The sequence below is a fragment of the Acidobacteriota bacterium genome (genome assembly GCA_035471785.1).
In the GTDB taxonomy this organism is placed as follows: Bacteria; Acidobacteriota; UBA6911; order RPQK01; family DATIPO01; genus JANQFM01.
Genome location: DATIPQ010000015.1, coordinates 1 through 25,454, shown reverse-complemented (window position 1 = coordinate 25,454; position 25,454 = coordinate 1). Strand labels below are relative to the sequence as shown.

General features: G+C 63.3%; 21 protein-coding genes. 9 read left to right on the top strand and 12 right to left on the bottom strand.

Going from position 1 to position 25,454, the window contains the following annotated elements; genetic code table 11:
- Positions 1-890: ABC transporter permease (locus VLU25_02215; GenBank protein HSR66729.1), on the bottom strand; the 890-nt coding region annotated here is incomplete at its 3' end.
- 118 nt (positions 891-1,008) lie between these two features.
- Here VLU25_02215 and VLU25_02210 point away from each other — a divergent pair.
- The 3 genes from VLU25_02210 (at position 1,009) to VLU25_02200 (ending at position 4,234) form a co-directional block, all read left to right on the top strand.
- Positions 1,009-1,839 (top strand): ion transporter, encoded by an 831-nt coding sequence (locus VLU25_02210; GenBank protein ID HSR66728.1) that lies wholly within the window; start codon positions 1,009-1,011, stop codon positions 1,837-1,839.
- Positions 1,840-1,874: 35 nt separating this feature from the next.
- Complete coding sequence (locus VLU25_02205) at positions 1,875-2,639, top strand: EF-hand domain-containing protein (GenBank protein HSR66727.1); 765 nt, start codon at positions 1,875-1,877, stop codon at positions 2,637-2,639.
- Between the two features lie 134 nt (positions 2,640-2,773).
- Complete coding sequence (locus tag VLU25_02200) at positions 2,774-4,234, top strand: serine hydrolase (GenBank protein HSR66726.1); 1,461 nt, start codon at positions 2,774-2,776, stop codon at positions 4,232-4,234.
- Positions 4,235-4,246: 12 nt separating this feature from the next.
- Here the strand turns inward: VLU25_02200 and VLU25_02195 are convergent, their stop codons facing one another.
- Both VLU25_02195 and VLU25_02190 read right to left on the bottom strand, forming a co-directional pair.
- Entirely contained in the window at positions 4,247-5,029 is a 783-nt protein-coding gene (locus VLU25_02195) for a metallophosphoesterase (GenBank protein ID HSR66725.1), read from the bottom strand.
- Between the two features lie 12 nt (positions 5,030-5,041).
- A complete protein-coding gene (locus VLU25_02190; protein ID HSR66724.1) occupies positions 5,042-5,944 on the bottom strand; it encodes a diacylglycerol kinase family protein in 903 nt (300 codons plus the stop codon).
- A gap of 125 nt (positions 5,945-6,069) precedes the next feature.
- Between VLU25_02190 and VLU25_02185 the strand changes: the two genes are divergently transcribed.
- Positions 6,070-7,194 (top strand): DUF4097 family beta strand repeat-containing protein, encoded by a 1,125-nt coding sequence (locus tag VLU25_02185; protein ID HSR66723.1) that lies wholly within the window; start codon positions 6,070-6,072, stop codon positions 7,192-7,194.
- An 87-nt stretch (positions 7,195-7,281) separates the two neighbouring features.
- Here the strand turns inward: VLU25_02185 and VLU25_02180 are convergent, their stop codons facing one another.
- The 3 genes from VLU25_02180 to VLU25_02170 are packed head-to-tail and all read right to left on the bottom strand — an operon-like array spanning position 7,282 to position 9,137.
- Positions 7,282-7,893: a DUF2911 domain-containing protein gene (locus VLU25_02180; protein HSR66722.1), complete on the bottom strand. Its 612-nt coding sequence runs from the start codon at positions 7,891-7,893 to the stop codon at positions 7,282-7,284.
- A gap of 9 nt (positions 7,894-7,902) precedes the next feature.
- Positions 7,903-8,787 carry an arginase family protein gene (locus VLU25_02175; protein ID HSR66721.1) on the bottom strand — a complete coding sequence of 295 codons (885 nt, stop codon included), beginning with the start codon at positions 8,785-8,787 and terminating at the stop codon, positions 7,903-7,905.
- Positions 8,784-9,137 (bottom strand): carboxymuconolactone decarboxylase family protein, encoded by a 354-nt coding sequence (locus VLU25_02170; protein ID HSR66720.1) that lies wholly within the window; start codon positions 9,135-9,137, stop codon positions 8,784-8,786. The genes VLU25_02175 and VLU25_02170 overlap by 4 nt, the downstream gene beginning before the upstream one ends.
- Positions 9,138-9,413: 276 nt before the next feature.
- Between VLU25_02170 and VLU25_02165 the strand changes: the two genes are divergently transcribed.
- Positions 9,414-11,300 (top strand): prolyl oligopeptidase family serine peptidase, encoded by a 1,887-nt coding sequence (locus VLU25_02165; GenBank protein HSR66719.1) that lies wholly within the window; start codon positions 9,414-9,416, stop codon positions 11,298-11,300.
- An 8-nt stretch (positions 11,301-11,308) separates the two neighbouring features.
- Here VLU25_02165 and VLU25_02160 read toward each other — a convergent pair whose 3' ends face one another.
- Entirely contained in the window at positions 11,309-13,453 is a 2,145-nt protein-coding gene (locus VLU25_02160; GenBank protein HSR66718.1) for an AAA family ATPase, read from the bottom strand.
- Positions 13,454-13,584: 131 nt separating this feature from the next.
- Between VLU25_02160 and VLU25_02155 the strand changes: the two genes are divergently transcribed.
- Positions 13,585-14,775, top strand: a complete 1,191-nt coding sequence (locus tag VLU25_02155; protein ID HSR66717.1) for a tetratricopeptide repeat protein — start codon at positions 13,585-13,587, stop codon at positions 14,773-14,775.
- Here VLU25_02155 and VLU25_02150 read toward each other — a convergent pair.
- Complete coding sequence (locus VLU25_02150; protein HSR66716.1) at positions 14,772-16,193, bottom strand: hypothetical protein; 1,422 nt, start codon at positions 16,191-16,193, stop codon at positions 14,772-14,774. The two genes, VLU25_02155 and VLU25_02150, sit on opposite strands and share 4 nt — an antisense overlap.
- A 313-nt stretch (positions 16,194-16,506) precedes the next feature.
- Between VLU25_02150 and VLU25_02145 the strand changes: the two genes are divergently transcribed.
- The gene (locus tag VLU25_02145) at positions 16,507-18,408 is read left to right on the top strand and encodes a radical SAM protein (GenBank protein HSR66715.1); all 1,902 of its coding nucleotides are present in this window, start codon (positions 16,507-16,509) and stop codon (positions 18,406-18,408) included.
- 9 nt (positions 18,409-18,417) lie between these two features.
- On the opposite strand, the gene VLU25_02140 is transcribed toward VLU25_02145, so the two are convergent.
- The 4 genes from VLU25_02140 to VLU25_02125 form a co-directional block, all read right to left on the bottom strand.
- A complete protein-coding gene (locus tag VLU25_02140) occupies positions 18,418-19,281 on the bottom strand; it encodes a hypothetical protein (protein ID HSR66714.1) in 864 nt (287 codons plus the stop codon).
- Positions 19,282-19,408: 127 nt separating this feature from the next.
- Positions 19,409-19,984: a YceI family protein gene (locus VLU25_02135; protein ID HSR66713.1), complete on the bottom strand. Its 576-nt coding sequence runs from the start codon at positions 19,982-19,984 to the stop codon at positions 19,409-19,411.
- 185 nt (positions 19,985-20,169) lie between these two features.
- Positions 20,170-22,839, bottom strand: coding sequence for an ABC transporter permease (locus VLU25_02130; protein ID HSR66712.1), 2,670 nt, complete (start codon positions 22,837-22,839; stop codon positions 20,170-20,172).
- The gene (locus VLU25_02125; GenBank protein HSR66711.1) at positions 22,826-23,167 is read right to left on the bottom strand and encodes a PadR family transcriptional regulator; all 342 of its coding nucleotides are present in this window, start codon (positions 23,165-23,167) and stop codon (positions 22,826-22,828) included. Before VLU25_02125 ends, VLU25_02130 begins: the two co-directional genes overlap by 14 nt.
- Before the next feature lie 180 nt (positions 23,168-23,347).
- On the opposite strand from VLU25_02125, the gene VLU25_02120 reads away from it, so the two are divergent.
- Both VLU25_02120 and VLU25_02115 read left to right on the top strand, forming a co-directional pair.
- A complete protein-coding gene (locus VLU25_02120; GenBank protein ID HSR66710.1) occupies positions 23,348-24,376 on the top strand; it encodes a hypothetical protein in 1,029 nt (342 codons plus the stop codon).
- Positions 24,377-24,589: 213 nt separating this feature from the next.
- Positions 24,590-25,360, top strand: a complete 771-nt coding sequence (locus tag VLU25_02115) for an SDR family NAD(P)-dependent oxidoreductase (GenBank protein ID HSR66709.1) — start codon at positions 24,590-24,592, stop codon at positions 25,358-25,360.
- Positions 25,361-25,454 lie beyond the last annotated feature (94 nt).

The window sequence follows — 25,454 nt, the reverse complement described above, 5'->3', positions numbered from 1 at the left end:
GCCCCCAGCAGGGCGAAGAGGATGGGGCGGGCGTGGCCCACCACGTCGTCATGCATCGAGTTGAGTTCGATCTGCATTCCGGCATTGGCATGAAACTGGTGCCGCTCGCGCAGGCGGGCCGCCAAGGCGTCCATCTCTTGCTGGGCCTGGGCCAGCGAATAGCCCTGCTTGAGCCGCGAGACCACGGTCAGCCACTCGGCGTCGCGGGGATTGGTGTCGAAGGCGATCGGCAGCACCCTCCAGACGTCGACGTTGGTGGGCATTCCGGCGTCAGGCGGAAGATAAATGCGGAAGTCGCGGGGCAGCACGCCCACCACGGTGTTCCGTTGTCCGTCCAGTTCCAGGGTCGTCCCGATGACCGACTCCTGGCCCCCGAACCGCTGCTGCCACAGGGCATGGCTGAGGATCAGCACTCCCGGGGGCACCGGGACGTTGGGGTCCATCATGTCTTGAGGATCGATGGGGGTGGCGTCCTTCTCCTCGAAATCGCGCCCCAGGATGGGCGTCACGCCCAGCACCTTGAAGAGATTGGCCGTGCTCCAGCCCATCATGAGCTGCTCGGCGCGTCCCTCGCCGGTGATGGTTCCGTTGATGGCGAAGGCTCCGGCGAAGTCCTCGAACATGGTGGTCTGTTCCTGATAGTCGAGGAAGTCGGGTCCGGAAACCAGCGAGCGTCCGGCTTCGGCATTGGAGGCGCGGTTCCAGATCAGCACCAGATTCTGCGGGTCGCGGTAGGGCAGAGGCTTGAAGAGCACCGCGTTGGCCACGCTGAAGATGGCCACGTTGCTCCCGATCCCGATAGCCAGAGTCAGCGCCACCACGGCCGTAAAGCCCGGTCTCTGAGAATAGCTGCGCAGGGCGTAGCGCAGGTCTTGCAGTAGAGAGGTCATCCAAGAAAAATATCATGCGGCGCCACATGCCGGCAGCATGCTTTTCCCATCTCGGAAGCCCCTGACAGATACAAAACAGGTCTCTTGCCCTTTCAGGGATGGGAAGTACACTGGACTTATGAAGCACCGACAGCGCGCGGCCTGGAGAGAGCGGCTCTACGAAGTGATCTTCGAGGCCGACACGCCTGCCGGCAAGTGGTTCGATGTGGGGCTGCTGCTGGCCATCGTCGTCAGCGTGGCCGCGGTGTGCCTGGAGACGGTCGACAGCATCGAGCGACGCTACGGAAGCTGGCTGATCGCTGCCGAGTGGTTCTTTACCGGGCTCTTCACGCTCGAGTACGTCCTGCGCTTGATCGCCGTCCGCAGCCGGCTCGGATATGCCTTCAGCTTTTACGGCATTGTCGACTTAATCGCTTTCCTGCCCTCCTATTTCGGGCTTCTGACCGGCGGAGTCACCTCTTTCGCCGTGGTGCGGTCCTTTCGCCTGCTGCGGGTCTTCCGCATCCTCAAGCTGATTCACCTGACCAGCGAGTCGGAACACCTGGGCGCCGCCGTCTGGCGCTCGCGGGCCAAGGTCGTGGTCTTCCTGGCCGTGGTCATGATCACTGTGACCATCGCCGGCACGGCCATGTACGAAGTCGAGAGCTTCTACGCGGGGCCGCAGAGCCAATTCACTTCCATCCCTCAATCCATCTACTGGGCCATCATCACCATGACCACCGTCGGCTACGGAGACATCGTGCCTACAACCAGTCTGGGGAAGGTGCTCTCGGCCCTCTTGATCCTGGTGGGCTACAGCCTGATCATCGTCCCCACCGGCTTCGTCTCGGCCGAGATCATCGAGTCCCGCCGCAAGAAGGGGCTTTCGACTCAAACCTGCCCCTATTGCCTGGCTGAGGCTCACCAAAGTGATGCGATCTTCTGCCGCCGCTGCGGCAAGCCGCTATAAGGCCCATCCCGTAAGTGTGGAATAATGGGGCATCGATGGCACGTTTCGTTACGATTGCGGTTTCGCTGCTGTCTTTGGCTCTTTCTAGTTGCTTTCTTTCCAAGGGACAGCGTTTCCATCACTTCACGGTCGAGACGCCGGTGCCCAAGGCCTCGGTTTTGGTGCTGGGGTTCATGGGAGGGCGCACATCCTGGGACGATGAAAGGGAAGGCGTGCGCAAGCTGGCCCTGCGGCTGCGCCAAAAGGAACTGCCGCTGGCGGTGGAAACGGTCGAGAACAAGAAGCGCAAACTGGCCCTGCAACTCATCATCCAAGCCTTCGACAAGGACGGCGACGGTCGCCTTGACAGAGAGGAGAAAGATGCCGTCCGTCTGGTTCTTTACGGACAGAGTTTCGGAGGTGCGGCGGTGGTCAAACTGGCTCGCCAGCTTCACCGCCGCGATATCCCCGTGCTGCTGACGGTGCAAGTCGACAGCGTCGGCAGGGGTGACGCCAAAATTCCTCCCAACGTCCAGGCAGCGGCCAATCTTTATCAGGACAACGGATGGTTTATCGAAGGCGAAAAACCCATCGTCGCCGAAGATCCTGATCGCACCCGAATCCTGGGCAATTTCCGCTTCGACTACAAGGACCGGGACATCGATCTCTCCGGCGTCCCCTGGCACAAACTCATCTTCCGCAAAGCCCACGCCAAAATGAACCTCGACCCCGAGGTATGGAATAAGGTGGAAGAATTGATTCTCGATGCGTGTCAGGCGGGTCTATCCGAGCCGTCCCGGGACCAGGGCGACAAGCGATAGCCAATTACTGTTTAAGTAGAAGTTCCATTACTGGCTGCGCGCCAGTTCCAATCGCTGCCTTGCGGCGGTGTCGGGGGAGCGACTATCTTGGAGGTGTTGGGCTTCTTGTCAGCATCCAAAACAGGGGCAGAACCATGAGACGCTGGTCGCTTTCCGTTATTGTCTTTCTCCTCTTCTCCGCCACTTCAACGGCGCAGCAGCAAGAGAACTTCGATTACTGGCAGCACAACAAGGCCCTGATCACCCGCGGTGTACAGGCTTTTATGATGTGCAACGGTCTCTTTACCTCTCAGCGGACGCTGGAGCAGGTGTTCTCGCAGGAACTGGCGTACATCAGCGGACGGCTGGGTGAAGTCGAGACCGAGGACTATCTCATCGATTCGCAAAGACGGGCCGTGGCGGTGGGGCTTGGCGACAGCCTTCCCGCCATGCGGGCCGCCTATCGCGAAGGGCTGGGGTGCATCGTCTTGGCACCCGATCAGACCTTGGACGACATCGACTCCTTGCCCGTGCTGAAGACGCCTCCTGCGCCCGGTGACCCCGCTGAGATCGAATGGCCGGACGGCGATTTGATCCCCGAAGAGGCTTGGCCTGAGCAGGTCGACCAAGGAGCTCTAGATAGCGCCGCCGAGTGGGCCTTTGACCGCGAGACCCACGGGACCCTGGAACAGGTGACTCTCAGCCTCATCGTGGTTCACCGCGGACGCATCCTGCTGGAACGTTATGCCCCCGGCGTCGACTACCTCACCAAAACCCGCACCTGGTCGACCGCCAAGAGCATCGCCGTGACGCTGATCGGAATCCTGGTCGACCAGGGAAAGCTGTCGCTGGACGAGCCGCTTGACATCGAGTGGCTGCCCCGCGCCCGCTCCCCTGAGTCCGACCCCCGCAAGAAGATCACCCTGCGCCATGTCCTGAACATGTCGAGCGGACTCTATCCCGTCGACAACGGATTGGAATACGCCACCGGATCGGGATTGGCCTATTGGGCCGGAGCCAGTTCCGCCCGCGGCGCCCGCAACCGCGGACTGATACGGGAACCGGGCACCTACTGGGACTACGAGAACTACGACACTCTGTTGGCCGTCTACGCCATGAAACAGGTCATCGGCGATGATCAGGTCTACCTGGAGTTTCCCCGCGCGGCCCTGCTGGACAGGATCGGAATGCGCAACACCGTCCCGGGAGTGGACCGCTTCGGCGACTTCATCCTCAGCAGCCAGGTCTATACCACTGCCCGCGATCTGGCCCGCTTCGGACTGCTTTACCTCAACGGCGGCACCTGGAACGGTGAAAGGCTCATTTCGCGGGATTGGATTGAGTTCGTACGCACACCGGCGCCCGCCACCCGGGAGCGCGGGAATTTCTACGGAGGCCAGTGGTGGCTGGTGCCGGACGACCGCAGCGACGTCCCCAGGACGGCCTACTCCACCGCCGGAAACCGCGGCCAATACGTCATCGTCGTGCCTTCCCACGAGGTCGTCATCGTGCGCCGCGGCCTCGACTTCGGACGCCAGGGCTTCAACCGCTGGGACCTGACACGAGAGGTCCTCAAAGCCTTCGCCCAAGCCGAAGACACCTCGGGCAGCCGCTGAGAGCGGGGCACATCACCCACGGGCGAAGGTGCGGGAGCCTGAGGATTGAAAGGCCGAGGACTGCAAACGGCGGATCTGGATCTCGATCTCGCTGTCGCTGATGAGGATGCGGTTGTAGGAGTTGGATTGGCCGCGCAGGCGCTTGGAGGTAGCCGTCCCCGCATGGGCCACGACGGTGGGATGGTCATGGTGAGGCAGGTGCTGGTGCAGGCGGGAACTCTCGGCGCGGTGGGCATGGCCGCCCAGAATCAGGTCGACCCGCTGCTCGCGAAAGACCTCCAGCGCCATCAGGCTGCGCCCCACTGCGCCGGGCGGATCGTGCTCGGCGCTGACCACGAACTGGTGATGGGTGACCACCACCCGGCACACCTCCCGGGGCTGGCGGGCCAGGAAACGGGCCACCGCCTCGATTTGGCTTCGCGAGACCCGTCCGCCCTTGAAGGTCAAGGAGCGGGCCGAATTGATCCCCACAACGGCAGCCTTCCCAACCCGGCAGGCAGGTTGCAGGTCTTCGCTGATGTATCGCCGGTAGCGCCTGAGAGGACGCAGAAATCGGCGGATGGGGTTGTGGAGGGAGATGTCGTGATTGCCCGGCACCACCAGGACATCGGCCGGAACGGCCTGCAAGAAAGCGGCGGCGGCTTGGAATTGGGCCCGGCGGGCGCGTTGGGTGAGATCTCCGCTGACGATGACAAGGTCGGGAGGCTGGGAAGACAGATCTTCTAGCAGGGCCTCGATGGCTTCGGGGTCTTCGGCCCCGAAGTGAAGGTCTGAAATGTGGGCCAGCGTCGTCATGCTTCTCCGCGGCTATTTTACCCTGTCTTCAGGCAGCAGGACCGCCAGGGCTCCGGCCAGGGAGCGGTAATGGAGAGGGGAGTTGAGCTTGTAGACCTCGCCGTCGAGGGAGACCATGAGGCGCTTGCGCCGGGTGGTGACCTTGACCTGGTCGACCTGGCGGGACTGAAAGTCGCGGTCTTGAATCAGTCGGTTGAAGAGAGTCCGCAAGGCCAGCCGAAAGACCGAGCGGCGCGTGCGGCAGCGGGCCAAGTAGAGAGTCAGCCGCCCTTGATCGAGGGCGCGGCGTCTTCCGAAATGCATCAGCGACAGGTCGTAGAGGTTGTTGCCCACGAACACAAAGGGCGTGCGGCTGGTGACGGTGAAGTCGCCCGCGGCGATTCGCACCTTGCGCAGGCGGAAGCGCACCAGCACCCGCAGGAAGGCCAGCGAGGTGGCGAACAGCTTTCCTGCCCTGCGCGCCTTGCGTTCCCGCTCGCGGATGCTCACCAGCAGCGGGTAGAGCCCGATAGACGAGTTGTTGAGAAAGCGCCGGCCGTTGACTTCTCCCATATCGATCCGCTGGACTCGCCCCTGCAGCAGGGAAGCCACCGCTTTCTTCCAGTCCAGCGGTAGTCCGAGATCGCGGGCGAAGTGATTGAAGGTGCCCAGCGGGATGATTCCCAAGGGCAGATTGCTGCGGCTGACCTGGGCGGCTACGGCGCTGACGGTGCCGTCGCCGCCGCCGGCGAAGACGGCGTCCAAGCCTTCCTCCTCGGCCTTGGCGATCCAGTCCGAAAGCCTGTCGCTGTCGAAGCGCCGCACCTCCGCCCGCACCCCGTGGCTCATGAAGGTTTCAAGCAGGCTGCGGCGGCGGTCGAAGTGGGTTCGCCCCGAGAGAGGATTCCAGATGATCAGCACCTTTTCCACCCGCACATGGTATCGAATCCCCTCCCTTTGAAGAGGTGCCCCCAACCCTTTTGCCGCCCGGCAGGTCTTATGCGGCGTCCGGACCGATAAAGGAAACGAACCAACGATTTTTGAATGAGGATGAGAGAGTCATGAAGAGAAATGCAGCAATCGTAAGTGCTTTGATGGTGGCCCTGGCGCTGGTTGTACCGGCCTTGGCCCAAGTGGAATCGCGCGACTTTCAGGTCAGCTCGCAAGACACGCTGAGATTGGAAGTCGAGCGCGGAGACGTAATCATCAACGCCGGGGCCGGCAGCCGCCTGGCCGTCCGCGCCCACGGTTTGAGGGACGTTGAAGCCCTTCAGACTTCTCAGCGTGGCGGCGAAGTGATGATTGAATACCGTCCTTCAAAACTCCGCTCCCGCGGGGGACGCTGGTGGGGAGACGGAGGAGGAGAGCGGTTCGAAATCGATCTCCCCGATACCATGAATATCGATCTCTCCACGGCCGGAGGCGACGTCACCATCAACGGCAACATCATGGGCCGGGTGACTGGACGCACGGCCGGAGGCGACATCGACGTGGGCGACATCGGCGGCGTGGCCGAATTGAAGACGGCCGGAGGCGACATCAAGGCCGGCAACGTCCAGTCCGAGGCCGAACTGAAGACCTCGGGCGGCGACATCGAAGTCCGCAACGTGGGCGGACGCCTGGTAGCCAAGACCTCGGGCGGATCGGTCGAAGTCGGGAACGTAGGCGGCGACGCCGAACTGTCCACGGCCGGCGGAGACGTGCGTGCCGAAGTCGTCTCGGGCAGCGTCGAGATGAAGACGGCCGGAGGCGACGTCGAACTGGGAGCCGGATACGGTCATGTGGTGGCCAAGACCGCAGGAGGCGACGTGGATCTGCGCCAGGTCACCGGTTCGGTTGAAGCCAAGACGGCGGGCGGCACCGTCCGCGTGGAACTCACCCCCGAAGGCACGCAGCGCAGCCAACTCAGCACCGCCGGCGGCGACATCGAACTCTACCTGTCGGGCGGCAACGGCGTGACCATCGAAGCCGAAATCAAGGACGCCAACGAAGGCGGCGGATGGTTCAGCCGCAACCGCCGGGGCGGGCAGCGCTACGACATCCAGTCCGATTTCGAAGCCGCCAGCTACGAATACGACGAGGACTCGGGATACGTCCACGCCGTCTACCACGTCAACGGTGGAGGCACCCTGGTGCGCCTCGACACGGCGGCCGGAAACATCCTGATCCGCCGCGGCCGCCAGTAGGCGGAAGCAGGCTCAAGTCCCTAGCGGGAGAGAGTTTGGCGAGACGGTTCCCACCCCTATGACCGTCTCGCCAAACTCGTCCTCAACCTAATTCCCCAAATCGACGATGACGGGCGCCGTGAGTTGGTGGGGTCCCCACTCGATGCGCAGAGACATCTTGCCGGGATCGCTCTGGTCGTAGGAAAAAGAGACGGTCAGTTCTTCCTTCTCGATCCCGCTCACCGACTTGGTCATGGGAATCCGCTGGGCGGGAGCGGCCTGAGGCGTCTGGGAAGCGTCCAGGCGTTCAGCTCGCACCCTGGCGGGATCGAAGAGGAGGAGATGCCACTCATCATCTTGGTTTCGCGAGATCCCTAAGTAGTAGAGACCGGGACCCACTTCTAGGCCGTTCATCTTGAGCGGGACATTGGTGTCCAGGCTGGCCCAGAAGTTCTTTCCAAAACGAATCTGCTTGCCTTCGGTCACGGCGTCGAAGTTCTCGGAGTCTTCATAGTCCTGCCGCCATTCCGGGCGTCCGTAGGCGATCTCGACTTCGCCCAGGAAGCGCTGATTGGCGGTGTCGAAGAAGACCACGCGGGTGGAGGCCCGCTCCAGGTCGGGCGATCCTCCGAAGGCCCTGACGGCGCTTTCCTGTTGGCTCTGCGCCGCTACTGGAAGGGTCAGGATGGAAGCGAGCAAGATCAGAGAAGAAATCTTCATGTCCTCATTTTAACGGATCGGCGCCCGCTCAGCTTGCGAGGCCATGGCCTGGTGGAGCAGACGGGCGGCGGTGATGGAAGTGAGGTCGTTGAGGTCGCGGGAGGGATTGACCTCTACCAGGTCCATGCCGGCCAGCCTCCAGGGAAAGCGGCCCAGCCAGTCGAGCATTTGGCGGCTATTGAGGCCGCCGGGTACGGGATGCGAGACTCCTGGAGCGAAGGCCGGATCGAGGGCATCGATGTCAAGGGTCAGGTAAACCAGCGCGTCCTCGGGGATCCACTGGGGGTAGGGCAAGGAAGTGCTCGACTCCGCGCCGCTCGCTCCAGCCTCGATGATCTTGAGGCGGTCGCCCCAGTCCTCGGCCTGGCGGCGCTGCAGGCTGTCGAAGGCCCGCACGCCGATCTGAGTCAGCGAGGCCACGTGGTCCTGCTCCAGCAGGCGCGAAGCGGTGCAGGCGTGGCTGTCGCGATCTCCACCGAACTCGGGATAGAGGTCGGGATGGGCGTCGACTTGAATCACGTGCACGGGACGCTTCAGTTCCGCCAGCGCCTCGCCCAGAGGGATGGTGACGGCATGGTCGCCGCCCACGAAAAAGGGCACCGCCCCGCGCGCCCACAAGGAGGCCGCGCCGCCGCGGTAAAACTGCCGGGTCTCCTTCCAGTCGGAGCGGGCCGGCCAGTCGCTCAGGTCGAGGACGCGCCCGGCCAGATCGACGCCGCTCTCGCTGCTGGAATTGAAACAGCGTCCGTCGTAGGCCTCGCGCAGGCGCCGGGGCGCCGCGGCGGCTCCCCTGGCGAAAGAGGAACGCGAATCTTCGGGAAGGCCCACGAATACCAGGTCGCCTTCCCTGGGCTGGCGGTGTTTGGGTTGGAAACAGCCGGCGAAAGGAATCACGCTGACGAATCCTCCTCCAGCTCTTCCAGCAGATCGACGGCCCGGCGCAAATGAGGAATGACGATGGATCCGCCCACGATCAGGGCCACCGAAAAGGTCTCGAAGAACTCTTCCCGGCTGACGCCTTCCCGCTTGCACTGGATCAGGTGATAGGCGATGCAGTCGTCGCAGCGCAACACCATCGAGGCCGACAGGCCCAACAGCTCCTTGGTCTTGGCCGGCAGTGCGCCTGGCTGGTAGGTCTGGGCGTCCAGCGCGAAGAAGCGCTTGACGACCTTGTTGTCCGCTTGCAGGATCTTCTCGTTCATTCGCTGGCGGAATTGCTGAAAGTCCTCAAGTTTTCGACTCATCTGACGGCGTCCTTTCCGGTTATCCCCTGCGGGGTTTGGGCGGCTCATTATAGCCTTCGCGGAAGGCAGCAGCAGGGCGGCAGGGCTCTGAAACGTCCAGCATGATCCGATACAATCTGGGAACGCGAAGCGCCCGCGGGGCGTTAAAGATTGAGAAGGGCCGGGATTGGGGAACGGCCGCTCGTCCAGCACGGGGCCGCTTCCCACGGTCTGGGAGGACGCAATGTCCCGGCCTTCGGAGAGTAGGGAGTTCAAGAAGTGTTCCGAGGAGGACTGATGAGCCGCCGCACGGCTGTCGCGGCTCTAGCCGCCGCCGTGCTGTGGACGTCCGGTTGCGGCCAGAGCGATGTGCGGGCGCCTAAGCGCTACCGCGCCGAATCCTTCGTGAAAGCCGCCGAGATCCGGGGAGGCGCTTTCTCGCCTGACGGCCGGCAGGTGCTGTTTGCCGCCCACAATCCTCAGGGCGTTTTCAACGCCTACCTCGTCGACGTCGATGGGGGAGAGCCCGAAGCGCTGACCGACTCCCGGCAAGAACACTACCCCCACGCCTTTTTTCCTCATGACCGGCGCCTGTTGTTGGGTCGGGTCGCCGAAGAGGGTAAGGCCTGGCACCTCTTTCTGCTCACGCCCCAGGGCGATGAGCGCGACCTGACTCCAGACGCACTGACCTCGGTGGAATTCCGGGGATTCAGCCGCGACCTGAAGAGCTTCCACTACCTCGCCAATCCGCGCGACGACAAAGAATTCGATCTCTTCGAGATGGACGTCGAGACCCTGGCGAGCCGGACGCTCTTCCGCAACGAGGGAGGGTACGTGGTGGGACCGGTTTCCGACGACCGGCGCTATGTGGCCCTCCACAAGCTGCATTCCATTTATGAGTCCGACCTCTACGTGTGGGACCGTCACGAAAAGGTCCTCAAGCATCTCAGCGCCTCGCTGGGCGAGGTCTACCTCAAACCGGTCGCCTTCGGGGTGGCCAACCATGACCTCTACTACTTGAGCGATGAGGGCGGCGAATTCAACTACTTGATGCGCCTCGATCTTGACAGCGGACGCGGAGGCAAGGTGGAAGAGGCCCGCTGGGACATCCTCTTCGCCGAGTTTTCACGCACCGGACGCTACCGCCTGGTGGGCGTCAACGACCCCTCGGGAACCCGCATCCGCGTCTACAACACGGCCTCCGGCGAGCGCATCCCCATCGAGGGAATGCCGCGCGGACAGGTCATGCACTTGCAGATGTCGGCCGACGAAGAGCGGTTGGCGCTGCTCATCAACAGCTCCCGTTCCGCCTCCAACCTCTTCGTCTACGACTTCCAGGAGGGCCAACTGCGCCAGTTGACCCGCGCCTTGCCTGAGTCGATGGATCCGCAGGACCTGGTGGAGCCCGAGATCGTCAGCTTCGCCTCCTATGACGGGCTGGCCGTACCCGGTCTCTTCTACCGTCCCAAGGGGGTTGATGCGGAGAGCAAGGCGCCGGGACTGATCTTCGTCCACGGCGGGCCCGGGGGACAGTTCAGAGTCCGCTACTCGCCCCTGGTGCAATACCTGGTCAACCAGGGATATGCCGTGCTCCAGGTCAACAACCGCGGAAGTACCGGCTACGGTAAGACTTTCGCCAGCCTGGACGACCGACGCCACGGAAAAGAAGACCTCAAAGACTGCCTGGCGGGCAAGAAGTTCCTGATCGAGTCCGGCTTGGTGCAGCCCGACCGCATCGGCATCATCGGAGGCAGCTACGGAGGCTTCCTGGTGCTTTCGGCCCTGGCCTTCCATCCGGGCGAATTCCGTGTGGGCGTCGACCTTTTCGGCGTCGTCAACTGGATCAGCACCCTGCAGAGCATTCCGCCCTGGCAGGAGAGCATGCGCAAGGTCATTTACACCGAGGTGGGCGATCCCGAGCAGGACGCCGAATACCTCAAGTCGATATCGCCTCTCTACCATGCCGACAAGATCCGGAGTCCGCTGCTGGTGGTGCAGGGAGCCAAGGATCCCCGCGTCAGCGCCGAGGAGAAGCGGGAACTGGTGGACGCCGTGGAGCGCAACGGCGTGCCCGTCGAGTACCTGGTCTTCGACAACGAAGAGCACATCGTCTCCCGTCCCCAGAACCGCGTCAAGCTTTACAAGACGGTCCTCAAGTTCCTGCAGGTCCACCTCAAGAAGTAGGAGCGGAGTCAGGCGATTTCGTTGAGGACGTTCCAGACGTTGCGCTCGGAGCGGATCCACAGGCGCAGCAGGTCCATGGTGAAACGATAGCGGGTCTGGTCGCGGTCGAGGACTCGCCGCCCCCGCAGACCCTCATAGATCATGCGCAGCCGCGCCTCATCCAGCTCCTCGCCTCCCGCTTTGGGAAGCGTCTCCAGAAGCCTGCGGCAGCTCTCGGGATCGAGAAAAGCGTCGGCCGAAGGCAGCAGTGTCGCCAGCGCTGAAAGGGCCAGCTTTTCCTGCTCGCCGTATCCCGCCCACTGGTAGAGGAGCTGCGGCGGCGGGTGCTCCAGGATGCGGCTCACCACTTCTTCCAGAACGCCTTCCTGCACCCGGCGGGTGCGTCTCTCGTTGAGGACGTCGACCAGTGTTTGCCCCAGCAGTTGGGTGAAGAAGGGATGCCCTCTTCCCAGCCTCCACAGGCGGTTGACCGAGCCGGTCGGAAAGCGGGCCAGGCCTCTCAGCGGACGGCGGATAAGGGCCTGGGCGTCGTCCCGGCCCAGGAAGCTGATCTCGCGGTAGGAGGAACGTGCCAGCAACACCTGCCAGGGACTCATGGGCTCCAGCGGACGCGAGCCCGTGAAGATGAGGCCTATACGGGGAAAGCCCTCCAGCAGGCTGTTCAGGTAAGAGAAGATCTCGCCCGCCAGGATGCCTTTTTCAACCTTGTCCTCGATCAGCTCGTACTCGTCGACCAGCAGCAGCAGGCGTTCCCGCCGAATCTCCCGCAGGACGCTCTCGATCAGCCCTGTGAACTGGGTATAGTCGGCGGCCCGGCGGGAAGCCGGCAGGCTGAAGCCGGGCAGATGGCGCTTGCAATCGCGCAGGATGATTTCCGAGACCGATTCCAGGAAGCGGCGGTCGTCGGAAACCGCCAGCCCCTGCATGTCGATGAAGACCGGAACGAAACCGCTTCCCAGCCGCCCCTGCACCAGTTGGTAGAGGATGGAGGTCTTGCCCGAGCGGCGCTCGCCGCAGAGGACGATAATGCCTCCCTCGCGCTCGTTGGCCAGCCTGCGGCGGATGAAATCGAACTCCTCCTCGCGTCCGAAGAACATCTCGGGGCTGCGCACCGGGTTGCCCACGATGAAGGGGTTGGGCCGGATGGGCTGAAAACCGTCCTCGCTGCTGCCTTCCCTGGCGGCGGAAGGGGCGCGAGGGGGCGTCCACAGCGCCGAGGACGGGTCGAAGCGCGCACTGATCAGCCTTCGGCCCCATTGCAGCAGCGGCCACAGGCTGAGCAGCGCCGCCGCCGCGGCCGCCAGCGAGGGAGCAGCCGCCCACGACTCGGGGCGGAAGTCGCCCGACACGTCCACCGCCAGGAAAACCACCAGGTAGACGTTGAAAAGTCCTCCGCCCACCATGGTCCACACCAGCAGGCGGCGAAAACCCCTCCCGATCTCGGAAAAGTTCTCGCGCAAGACGGCCAGCACCAAAGCGTATGGAAAGAGCAGCAGGGTGACTTCGCTCAGTCTTTCCAGCACGTCGGGAAGGCTGAGGGATCCCCAGGCCGTGAGCAGGCGGGGCAGGGCGCCGGCAAGACAGCCGATCAGAAGCACCCAAAGGCGGTTTTTCTCTGAAGTCGTCAGGGAGGACCGGTACTTGTGCAGCAGAATGGCCACTCCCGACAGGAATCCCAGCGGATAGGCCAGAACCGGCAGCAGCCCGCCCAGCTCGTCGGGATCCAGGCGGTTGAGGACCAGCAGAAGAGCGTAGGGCAGATAGATGGCCCCGTGCAGCCACAGGCGTCCTTCCATGACTTTGCTGACGATGGGGAAGAGCAAGGTGAAATGAACGAAGAGGAAGGGGAAGAGAGCGAAGAAGCCGATCCACAGGCTGGATACCAGCGGGTTCAGCCAGGGCCGCAGAGTGGCGGCTTCGGAAGGGTTGAGGCCGCTGAAGAGGACCAGCAGAGAGGTCAGCATGAGGGCCCCGGCCAGTCCGGCTGCGTCTCGTGCCCTCCACAGCGTCCAGGCGCTGGCCGCTGCTATGGCCAGCGAGGGCCAGGCTTGCTCCAGGGTCAGTTCCCCGCCGGCCAGGAAGGCCGCCAGCACCCAGGCCGCCAAGGCCAGGATCAGTGCCATCGCGATGCGGATCAGCTTTGCGGCGTTCATGAGAGTCCGTGCAAAGATAACACCGGGCCATGGCTCGCGACGGCGCCGAGGGGCCGCAGCAAGCCATCAGCCGAGCGCCCGAAAGGTCTGGAGCCGTCCGCCTTTGGTACCCTATTAGGCGGTGCCCGCATATGCTGAAGCGATCATTCCGTGCTGCCGTGTGGAGTTGGCTGGCCGTGTTTCTTTTGCTGCCGGCAACCGCCCAGAGCCCTCCTGAGGTAGCCAAGGCGGTGCGGGAAGGCGAGCGGGCCATCTACCAGCTCGACTTCGACCGCGCTGAGGCCCTCTACCGCAAAATGATCGAAGAGCGGCCTTCCGACCCAGTGGGCTACGGCATGCTCACCACGGTCAAGCTCAACCAGTTGCTCTTCGCGGCCAAGAACCTGGCTGTCGACGACTACGCCACTCCCACGCCCTTTGCCCAGGATCCCACCTACAAAGACATCGACAGGGAACGCAGGGCCTTTCTGGAGAGCGTCCAGCAACTGGAAGAGGTGTGCGACCGGCGGCTGGCTGCCGACGCCGACGATGTCATGGCGCTCTATTTCAAGGGAGTGGGCTATGAGAACATGGCCACCGAAGCGCTGGCCGTGCGAAAGAGCACGGGGGACGCCCAGAAGTTCGGCCGGCGGGCCCGCAACCTGCATGAGCGGGTCCTGGAACTGCGTCCTCAGCTTGTGGACGCCAACATGAGCCTGGCCGTGCACGAGTTCGCCGCCGCCACCCTGCCCTGGCGCATCAAATGGCTGGCCTTCCTGCTGGGCATTCGGGGCAACAAAGAGCGCGCCATCGAGCGGCTGGAGTTGGTTTCCAGCCAGGGCCTCTACCGGGCCCGCGACGCTCAGGTCCTGCTGGCCCTCCTGCAGGCCTGGAAGGGAGATCCGCAAGTCGCCGTCCGCCTCTTCCGCGATCTGCGGCGTGACTTTCCTCAGAACTTTCTTTCCGACATCAATCTGGCCGCCATTCACCAACTCCTTCTCGATGATCCCAAGAGCGCCCTCGAAATCTACCGGGACCTGCTCAGTAAGCTGGAGATCAAGGCTCCCGGCATCAAGGCGGCCGAGGTCCACTACCGCATCGGCAAGACCTATCTCGAACTGGGCGAGTTCAGCATGGCGATGGAGGCTTTCCAGCAGGCCGTGCAGGAACCTCACACGGAAGAAGAGACCTACCCGCTGGCCTTCTTCCACATGGCGCGCATCCACGACCGCCGCGGCGAAACCCAGCAGGCCGAAGAGAAATACCGCCGTGTGCTGCGCTACCAGGGTCCCGACGACCTGTTGCGCGATGAACTCAAAGAAGCCCGCAAGAAAACCCGTTAGCCGGGCAGGACGTAGACGGTGAAGCCGGGAGCCCGCAGTTGGCGGATAGGAGGATAGCGTTGCAGGCAACGTTCGACTTGTCTTTCCGTCTCGCTGTCGAGATAAGGCGAACGGATGAGCAGGACGCGGCCGGCCAAGTCCTCGCCCTCCAGCAGTTCCTCCAGCGCAATGTGGCGGGAGTTCACCTGCGGATAGCGGAAGGCCAGCACGCGGTAGATGCCGGGTGCGGCGATGCGGTCGCCCGTTTGCACTTGTTGCCGCAGCAATGCGGCCAAGGCGATCCAGTCGGCCTCCTGCTTGCGCTGGGAGAGGATGACGGTGCCGGCTCCCAACGCGGCGATCAGCAGGGGAACCAGCAGAGAGCGCCGCAAACGCCGTGACAGGCTCCACCCCAGCGCCGCCGCCAGCAGTCCGGCGGGGGCCAGGAAGAGGGCCTGGCGGGCGGCGAAGAAATAGCCCCGCCAGGCGTCCAGAAAGAGCACCGCGGCGAGTCCGCCCGCCAGCCACAGCCCCAACAATGAGAGGGCCCGGCGGGCGCCTCTTCGGTAGAGCTTGCAGAACCCCCAGACTCCCAATGCCATGAGAAGCAGGCTGAGGGGCCAACTTCCCCCGCTCGATTCCTGGATGAGGCGTTTGAAAAAATCCAGGGACAAGATTTCTTCTCGAAAGCGGTCTCGGGTCCTGGAGTAGGTCCAGAACAGCCAGGGCGAAAAGAGCAGCAAGGCCGTGGCTTGGCTGATCCAGGCGGCGCGGGCGGCGGTCTTGCCCTCAAATCGCGGCCGCAGCCACAGAAAGCCGGCCCAGCCTGCTTGCAATGCCGTCACAACCGCTCCCTGGTAACTGGTGTAGAGAGCCGCCGCCAAGGCCCCGGCATAAGCAGCCCAGGCGAGTCTGCCCTCCCCGGCCGCCGAGTGCAGGCGAAGGGCGCGCAGCAGCAGCCAGAAAGAGGTCACGGTCAACAGGAAGAAGAGCGAGTAAGGACGCCCTTCGCCCGAGTAGAAGACGTGGAGGGGAAAGAAGGCCAGAAGGAACAGCGCGGCTGCAGGAAAGTGGCTGCGCCAGTCCTGGGAACTGGTGCCGCTGTCGCCGGCGGGGATGATTCGGCCGATTTCACGGGCCAGCAGGAAGATCGCCGCCAGGGACAGAAGACCGCACAGGGTGGCGTGCAGGCGGGCTCCCGCCTCGCTGGGGCCCAGCATCCGCAGGAAGAGGCGCTGCAGGATGAAGTCGAGGGGCGCGGGCGCTGTTTCGGTCCTCAGGTCTTGCAGAGCCTCCTCCAGCGACGGGTGGTCGAATCGCTGTATCTGAATGATCTCGTCCAGCCAGAGTTGGGGGTAGACCATCGTCATGAGGCGCAGGGCAGCGCCGGCCAGCAGGGCGGCCAGCAAGACTCGGCGCTGATTTGGCAGGATTTTCATAGCGGATTCATCAGTTTAGCGGTACTTGCCTGTCAAAAGAACCCCTGGGGTCTTGGCTTGCTCTTCATCCTGTCCCCTGATAACTTGTCGCGGAAGGTGAGAAAGGCTTCGGTCTCTGGGGTGGAAGCCCCGTGAATCGTGTATAATCCGGTGCCATCGTATTGCTTTTGAACGATGATAGAGCCCAGCCGCATCGAATGTCGGCGCTTCCTCGAAGAGGACAGCGCCTCCCCATTCCCCCCTTTTAAGCCGACGTTGGGGATGGATGCGAGCGGGGGCTTGGAAAATAAGGACGCGCAGGAGGAAGTGTTTTATGGGAGCCAGTTCAGTCAATGGCAAGGACCAGAAGGTCAACGGGCACGCCGTTGAAGGCCACGCATCAAAGGTCAACGGCCACGCCGTCAACGGGCACGCCGCCGCCCAAAGCTTAGGGGAGATGGCGGAAGGCGAAGGCGGCAAGCTGATCGTCATTACCGCACCGCTGACCGAGGCCATCGATCACGCCGGCTATTTTATCCAGATGGCCATGGCCTCGCTTCCGATTTGGATGGAGTGGGTTCTCGACAAGAAGTACCCCACCTGGCGGAAGGTGGAACACAACAAGGACGGCTCGGCACTCTACATGCCGGCCGGCGTGCGCCTGCTGGAAAAGGCTTTGGAGCGCGACTTCGATTCCGACGACGTGGTGGCCTGCTATCCCGACGATCTGGACAAGTTCGTCGGACCACGCACTCGAGTGGTGGCAGTGTCGACCCACAATCCCTTGGGAGTGACCTTCGCTGCCGGAGTCTATACCTCCATCTTCGGGTCTTCCAAGATGCCGGTCAATTCCTTCTACGCGCGCAAAATGTTCGAGCAGATCAAGTCCAATCCCCACCGCGGCAGCTTCAAGGTGATCGTGGGCGGTTCGGGCGGATGGCAGATCAAGAAGACCGACACCTACGAGGAACTGTCGGTGGACTGCGTGGTGGAGGGGCGCAGCGAGTCGGAAGAGACCCTGGCTCTTTTCCACAAGGCCATCGCCGGCCAGGAACTGCCCCGCGAGATCGACGTCTCCCACCCCAAGGTGCGCGACGAGATCATGGTTCCCGACAAGCGCACCACCTTTGGCGTCGTGGAGATGACGACCGGTTGCGGCCGGCGCTGCAATTTTTGCGTCCCCGACCTCAATCCGCAGATCGACGTCCCCAAGGACGCCATCCTCAAGATGGTGGAAGCCAACGTCCAGAACGGCAACAAGCAGATTTCGCTGGCCACCGAGGACATGTTCATCTGGGGACAGGTCAAGACCGGGACGCCCTTCTTTTTCCCCAACCGGGAAGCCTTGATCGACCTCTTCACCGAGGTAGTGGAAACTCCGGGGGTGGAACAGCATGCCCTCAGTCACAGCACCATCGCCCCCGCCGTGGTCGATCCCGTCCTCATCAAGCGGCTGTCCGACATCCTGCTGGACAAGTCGCCCATCACCATTCCCCGCGTCAGTTCCCATCCCGAGGGCCGGGCGCTGGTGTCCCTCATCGGACTGGAAACCGGCTCCGTGCGCATGGCCAAGAAGCTGATGCCGGGCAAGGCCGTACCCTTCAAGATCGACTATTGGCCCAGCGTGGTGCTGGAAGGGCTGCGCGTCCTCAACGAGAACAACTGGTTTCCCATGTTCACCCTGATGGTGGGCAACCCGGGTGAAACCGACGAGGACGTCAAAGCCACTCTCGACCTGGTCTACGAGATGGAACGTCGGGATCTTTTCGCCTTCCTGGTGCCTTCCATCTTCACGCCCCTGCACGACACCCGCATGGAGCAGGAGCGCGGCGTCACCCATACCCAGAACCTGTCGCCCCTGCAGTGGCAGCTCATCATGAAGTGCTGGAAGAACAACCTGCGTCCTGGACAGTACAGTTGGTGGGGACCCATGGCTTGGCGGCTGGGCGCCCTGGGCATGTGGGCTTACAAGCTGCGCAGATCCAACGGACGCAATTTCACCTGGCCGCTCTTCATGTTCGCCAGCGCGCTGCCCGAGAAAATGATGGAGAAGATGGGCAAGATCTACGTCGGCAAGCCGCTTGAAACGCTCAACCGCAAGGAACTTTTGAGCACCCTGCGCAAGAACTACTGGAAGTACCTGCGTCCCGATACCGGCGACATGCCCGATGGATGGGCCCCCGAAGCCCCCTTCCCCGGCTCTGAAGGCAGCGGAGAGCAACCGACCGCGCAGTAAATCCTGGACTCAATAGGCGTAATCGTCGGGAGTGGCATTGGCCTGGTAGGCCAGGTAGACGGCGGCCCCCGCCGGAATGGCGATCAACAGAACCCTCAGCACCGCCTTGGCGAAGGGCCCCAGATTGCGCAGCGGACCGGCTTCCGCCAGCCACAAGGCCGAGGGCGAGAGCCAAAGCAGCAGTACTGTGTAAAGGGGCAGGCTGGCGTAGAAGTATCCGGAAACCCAAAGTCCCGCCAGCAGGTTGGCCACCACGCCCGACGAACCCCGGTTCATCTTGAGTTCGGGGAAGAGCAGAGCCAGGGCCGCCAAGACTCCAAGACCGGCCGCCAGCGCACCCGTCAACTGTCCCAGGGACGCGGTGTGCGAGACGACCAGGCCAAAACTGGTGGCGGTGGCCAGCACCGTCAAAGCCAGGGGGACGGACACTCCCGCAACGCGGGCCGCCAATTGGTCGATCTCAGTCCACAAGACCAGCAGCCCCAGGGAGAATCCCACCACGGCCAGCACGATCTGCAGGCCTTGCATGCTGTTGAGGAAGATGGGCTTGCCGATCAGCCAGACGGTGCCCACGGCCAGAATCAGCCGCAGCCCCCAATGAGCCCAGGAAGGAAGCTTGGGTCCGCCTTCGACCAATCCCAGCAGTGCCGCGGCCAGAGCCAGGTAGGCCAGCCAGCGCGTACTGTCGATGGGCGGAAAGGAGGGCCAATCCAGGATGATCCAATGGCCCACGGCAAAGGCCAGTCCCAAGCCCAGGGCGGCTCCCCTCCTCAAGCCGGCTTGCCGGTCGTCGGCCAAGGCCCGGAAGACCAGCACGCAGGCGGCGGTGACGGCGATGGGCACAACGATGGCGAGAATGATGTGCTGCAGCATTTCAGATCCCACCTAACGATAGCAAAGTCTCCGCCCGGAGACGCAGGCCGACGTCAAAGACGCCTGGAGGCCTGGCTCCGGGCGAAGTCTCGTTCGATATGGCTTCAAGTATGAGGTTGGGGTCGGATCACTCGGCCGCCACGCCTTCGAGATTGAAGGCGATGGTGACGGTTTCTCCGGCCACCTCGTCTTTGCCCCAGTCGACGTCGAAATCGAAGCGGTTGACGTCGAATCGGGTCATGAATCCGATGCGCTTCTGTTGGATTTCCGAGGTTCCGGTGTGCTGCACGGTGGTGGTGATCTGCTTGGTGATGCCGCGGATGGTCAGATCGCCGCTCACCTGGTAGGTGTCTTCTCCCGTCTTCTCCACCGAGGTGCTCTTGAAGGTGATTTCGGGGAACTGGGCGGCGTTGAGAAAGTCGGGGCTCTTGATGTGGCCGTTGAGGCGGTCGTTGTTGGTGCTCACCGAGTCGGCCCGTACCGTCACCTCGATAGAGCTGTTGGAAGGGTTTTCGGGATCGTAGTTGAGAGTGCCCGAGACGGCATCGAAACGGCCCACGAAAATGCCGGCGCTCATGTGCTTGACATGAAAGTGAACCGTGGAATGGGTGTCGTCGATCTTGTAGGTTTCAGCCTGCACAAAGGTCAGGCCCAAAGTCATTATCAGAAAGGTCAGCAAAAACATGGCAATGCGGTTTCGCATAGGAACTTTTCTCCGTAGTTGGTTGCAAGTCAGTCGTGGCCCGTCGGCATTCACGTTCGCCGCAGAATGCTTGACGTGACATCTATTAGACGTGAACAAGTGGCGCGCGGTTTCGTCCTGACTGACTCGGGGGAGAGTTTTACACCATTTTTACGTCTTGCCGCCTTGCCATCCCTGGGTCGCCGTCATTCGCAGCGCAGGGTTTCCAGGGGATCGCTGCGGGCAGCCCGGCGGGCCGGCAGAAAGCAGGCCAGCAAGGCCGCCGCCATCAGAATCAGGGGGACGCTGACGAAGGTGACGGGATCAAGCGCCGAGACCTGAAAGAGCATGCCGGAGATAAAGCGCCCCGCCAGCCAGGCGCCCACGATGCCCAACACGACGCCGGCAGCCGTCAGACCCAGTCCTTGGCCCACCACCGACCGCATGAGGTCGCCGGGACGGGCTCCCAAGGCCATTCGGACGCCCATTTCGCGGCGGCGCAGGGCCACGCTCTGAGAAAGAACGCCGAAGATCCCCACCACGGCCAGCAGCAGGGCCGTGACGGCGAAAATCGACAGCAGCAGGGCGTTGAAGCGGGGTTGGGCGAGGGAACTCCAGATCAGGTCCTCCAGCAAGGTGATTTCGAAGACGGGCAACTGGGGATCGATGTCGTGAACGATGGCCTTGAGCGCCGAAGCGACCTGCTGGGGATCGGCCGAAGTGCGGATCAGGATGGAGCCGCCCGCCAGGGGGATTTGCGAGAGGGGCAGATACATGGCGATGCGGCCTTGCCGATCAAGTCCGTTGAAACGGACGTCGGCGGCAATACCTACCACTTCGCGCGCCATACCCCACATCACGACGCGCTGCCCCAGCGGGTCCTCATCGGCAAAGAGGCGGCGGGCCATCGATTCGTTGAGGATCATGACGGGCTTTCCGTCGCTGCGGTCCTCTTCGCTGAAGGCGCGTCCGCGTTTGATCTGGATGCCGGCGGTTCTGAAGTAGTTGGGCGAAACCGGCCGGACGGTAGCCTCGGTTTGCTCGCTGGCAGGCGGCGCCGGACGGCCATCCACCTGGAAGCGCGTCGTCCATCCGCCCGCCATCGGATGATTGACCCCGAAGGCGAAGGACTCGGCTTCGGGCAGTCGCTCAAGGCCTTCCAGCAGGCGGGCGTAGAACTGGTGCACTTCGGTCCAATTGGGGAAGCTGGCGCGGTCCTGAGGGTAGCGGGCGGCGGGAAGCTGGATGTCGGCCTTGAGAAGGCGCTCGGCTTGAAAGCCGGGATCGACGTCCTGCAACTGCAGGAAGGAGCGCAGCAGGAGTCCGGCGCTGGTGACCAGCATCAGCGCCAGGGCCACCTCTCCCACCACCAGCACGCGGCGCAGGCGAGGCGACGAGGAGCTTCCGGCATCGCTGCGTCCGCCTTGGCGCAAAGCTGAAGCCGCATGGCGGCGGGTGCTCTGCAGGGCAGGGGCCAGGCCGAAGAGCAGGCCCGTCAGGGCGCTGATGAGCAGGGTGAATCCCAGCACCCAGGGATCGACAGTGGTGTGCTGCAGGCGCGGGATGCCGGAGGGAGCGAGTTGCAGCAGCAGGCGGATGCCCACCCAGGCCAATCCCAGTCCCAGCAGGGCCGCGGCGCCTGCCAGCACCAGGCTTTCGGTGAGGAATTGGCGGGCCAGGCGCAGGCGTCCCGCCCCCAGTGCTCGGCGGATCCCAACCTCGCGTCCGCGCGCCGCAGCCCGCGTCAGCATCAGGTTGGCCACGTTGGCGCAGGCGATCAGCAGCACCACGCCCACGGCCGCCATCAGCACCCACAAGGTCAGGCTGTAGTCGCCCACCACTTCTTGACGCAGGGGCGAGAGGAAGGCCCCGCGTCCGGCGTTGTCGTCGGGAAACTCCTCTTCGAGCTGGGCGGCGATGGAGGCGATCTCCTCATTGGCCTGCTTCAGTTCGACCCCGGGCGCCAGGCGGGCCAGCGCCAGGATGCTGTGGTTGCCCCGCGGGGCCGAGCGGGGCGCGACCTGCAAGGGGATCCAGATCTGAACCTGATCGCTGGGAAAGACGGTGTCCTCGGGAAGCACCCCGACCACCTGGTAGTCCACCCCGTTCAAGGTGACGCTTCGCCCCACGGCATCCTCCATGGAGCCGAAGCGCCGCTGGGCGAAACTGCGGCGCAAAAGGGCCGCCAAGGGACCGTTGGGTTCGCCTTCCCGAGCCTCGAACTCGCGTCCCCTCATTGGAGGGAAACCGGTTTCCACCAGCGATCCGGTGGTGACCTCGCCCACCAGCACCCGCTCCGGGTCCTCCAGCCCCGTCAGAGTGAACTGACGCGAGCGGAAGGCCATCAGGTGGGCGATGGAAGAGGAGCGCTCGCGGAAATCGAAGAGGTCGGGAACCGAAATGGCCTCTTTGCTGGTTTGATTGTGGCGGTCGAACTGCCAGAGGACAGCCAGGCTCTCGGAGTTCTTGTGAGGCAGCGGGGCCAGCAAGACGGCCTGGATTACGCTGAAGATGGCGCTATTGGCACCGATGCCCAGCGCCAAAGTGATCAGGCAGAGGACGGTGAAGAGGGGCCGCCGAAGCAGCGTCCGGACGGCGAAACGAATGTCTTGCAGGATGCTTTCCATGAGATTGGCTCCTTGACCTCCGGCGGGACTGACGTGGTGGACTTGCAGGACGCGCGACCGGTATCCCGAGAGGCTGCCGAAACGCTCCTGAGCGCGGCGGCGGGCGGCCGGGGTGTCGAGTCCGCTGCGACGGTACTCTTCGGTCCGCTGCTCCAGGTGGAAGCTCATCTCCTCTTCCACTTCCCAGCGCAGGCGTCCCGGACGTATGCGCGTCCACAGGCGTTTGGCGATGCGCCTAAGCAGATTCATCCTCGATCACCCGCGAAACGGCTTTCCAAAAGCGCGTCCAAATGTCTTTTTCCTGCGCCAACTGAAGACGTCCGGCTTCGGTCAGGCAGTAGAGCTTGGCCCGGCGTCCGCTTTCTGAGCGCCCCCAACGAGCATTCAGCCAGCCCCGGCGTTCCATGCGGTGCAGGGCCGGATAAAGCGAACCCTCCTCGATCTGCAGCTCCTCCCGGCTGGTGCGCTCGATTTCACGGGCGATACCGTAGCCATGCAGTTCCCTCAGCGACAGCGTCTCCAGGATCAGCATCTCCAGGGTTCCGTGCAGCAGGTCTTTGCGCGATGCCTTGCTCATAACCTAGACAGTCTAGGCTAAGGCATACCTAGACTGTCAAGGGAAAAATACAGGCGGGGAGATTCGGATTGGTCCCACGCGGGGCCGGTAAATGGTTCTTGGGAGCAGTCCCATCGGAAGTATAGACTGTCGCCCCAACTGAAGATTCGCCAGGAGTAACAACGGAAAAGCGAGACCGACATGTTCAGCTTGATCCCTAGGAGCTTCGGCTTCTTGTTGCTTCTTTCCTGGTGGACGTTCAGTCAACACGCGATAGGGGGAACGGCCTCGGGGCCCTGCCAGGGCTCCGAGGCCCGTCAATTCGACTTCTGGGTCGGCGAGTGGGACGTCCTCAACAAGTACCTGCAAGAGGACGGCAGCTACGCTGAAGTCGGTAACGCCACTGCCAGGATCTATCCCGCCCTGGACGGCTGCCTCATCATCGAGCATTGGCAGGGATGGATGCGTGGGCGTCCTCTCTACGGATTCAGCATGCGCGCCTGGGACCAGGAGGCCGGCCACTGGACCCTGGTCCTCAACTGGCCCGCCCCCGCCCGTCCCAACTTCGGAATCCTGACCGGCGTCTTCACCCATGGGCGGGGCGAGTTCTTCAGCCGCTTCAACAATGCCGACGGCCGTGAAGTTTGGCAGCGCTACAGCTTTTCCGACGCCCGCGGAGACACCTTGCGCTGGGATGCCGCCACCTCCGAAGACCGCCAGGAATGGCGCACCAACTGGATCATGGAGTTCACCCGGCGCTCGCCCATGCAGCGGGCCTTGCTCAACGGCCCTTCGCCAGAGGAAGGGCCCAATCTGTGTCCCGGCGACGAGTTCCGCAGCTTCGATTTCCTGGTGGGCGAGTGGTACGGGCGGCCGCACGACGGTGAAGAGGCGGCCGACCAGGTCGTTGAGACGTTTGCGAGCTATCCCATCGTGCGCAACTGCGCCCTGCTCGACTTCGTGGAGCGCAGTGACGGCAGCAAGCAACTGCGCATCCGCTCCTACATCGCCCACACCAACGGCTGGGTAGCCTACCTCTTCGACACCGTCCAGCGCCGCTTCCGGCGTCTGCAGGGCAAGGCCGAGGGAAAGCGCATCGAGATGGAGGGTGAAGACCTGCGCGTGGTCTGGATCGGCGACGATCCCCGCAAGCCCCTCCGCGAGGTCTACGCCCGCGAGGGCGAGGACTGGGTCTTGCAGTCGAGAGCGGTTTACACTCCCACGCCCTAGCGCCCCTGCGTCGCGGCGCTTGCAGGGGCTGCACCCTGCCTGCCCTCCCTTGCGAAGCCTCGGCCACCGGGTTGGCGAATGGCGCCCTCTCGGGGTTCTTTCGAACTTCGCAAATCGCACTTCGCCCTTGGCACGACTCTGGCTCAAACCCTTTGACATGCTGCCCGAGTCCCTGCCCGCTGCCCCTCTCTTTGTTCTGCTATAGTTCCCTCCATGTCTCATCAAGGAAAAGTGGCCGTGGTGACCGGCGGCGGAACCGGCATCGGCAAGGCCATCGCCGTAAAGCTGGGATCTCAGGGCGCCTCGGTGGCCATCTGCGGACGCCGTCAGGAACCCCTCGAGCTGGCCGTTCAGGAAATGCAGGAGCAGGGAATCAAGGCCTGGCAATCCACCTGTGACGTCTCCAAGCTGCAGGACGTGGAGCGTTTTTTCAGCCAGGTGGAGAACGAGTTGGGGCCGGTTTGGTGCCTGGTCAACAACGCCGGCTCTTCAGGCGTCACCAAGGTCTCGGCCCCCGACTTCGATCGTTGGGACACCATCATCCGGTCCAACATCGACAGCCTCTACTACGCCACTTCGCACGCTCTCAAGAGCATGCCCGACGGAGGACGCGTGATCAGCCTTTCTTCCATCCTGGGCAAGTTCGGGGTGCCGGGCTATACGGCCTATTGCACGTCCAAGCACGCCGTGGTGGGATTTACCCGCGCCGTTTCTTTGGAGCTGGCCCCGCGCAAGATCACCGTCAACGCCCTCTGTCCCGGCTGGGTCGAAACCGACATGGCCCGCGAGGGCATGGAGATCGGGGCCAGGGCCAACAAGACCGATTACGAGTCCTTCCGCAAGATGGCGCTCGACCAGGTGCCGCTGGGCGAGATGATCGTTCCCGATGAAGTGGCGGAGCTGGTGGCCTACCTGGCCTCCGCCGCCGCCCGAAACCTCACCGGCCAGTCCATCAACATCTGCGGCGGCCAGGTCATGCATTAAGCTAGATGTTGCTTGGGAGAACTGCGATTGTTTTTTCACGGCACCCTCCTCTCGGGAGGCGGGGGCGGACGCGCCATTAGGTCTCGCCATCCGG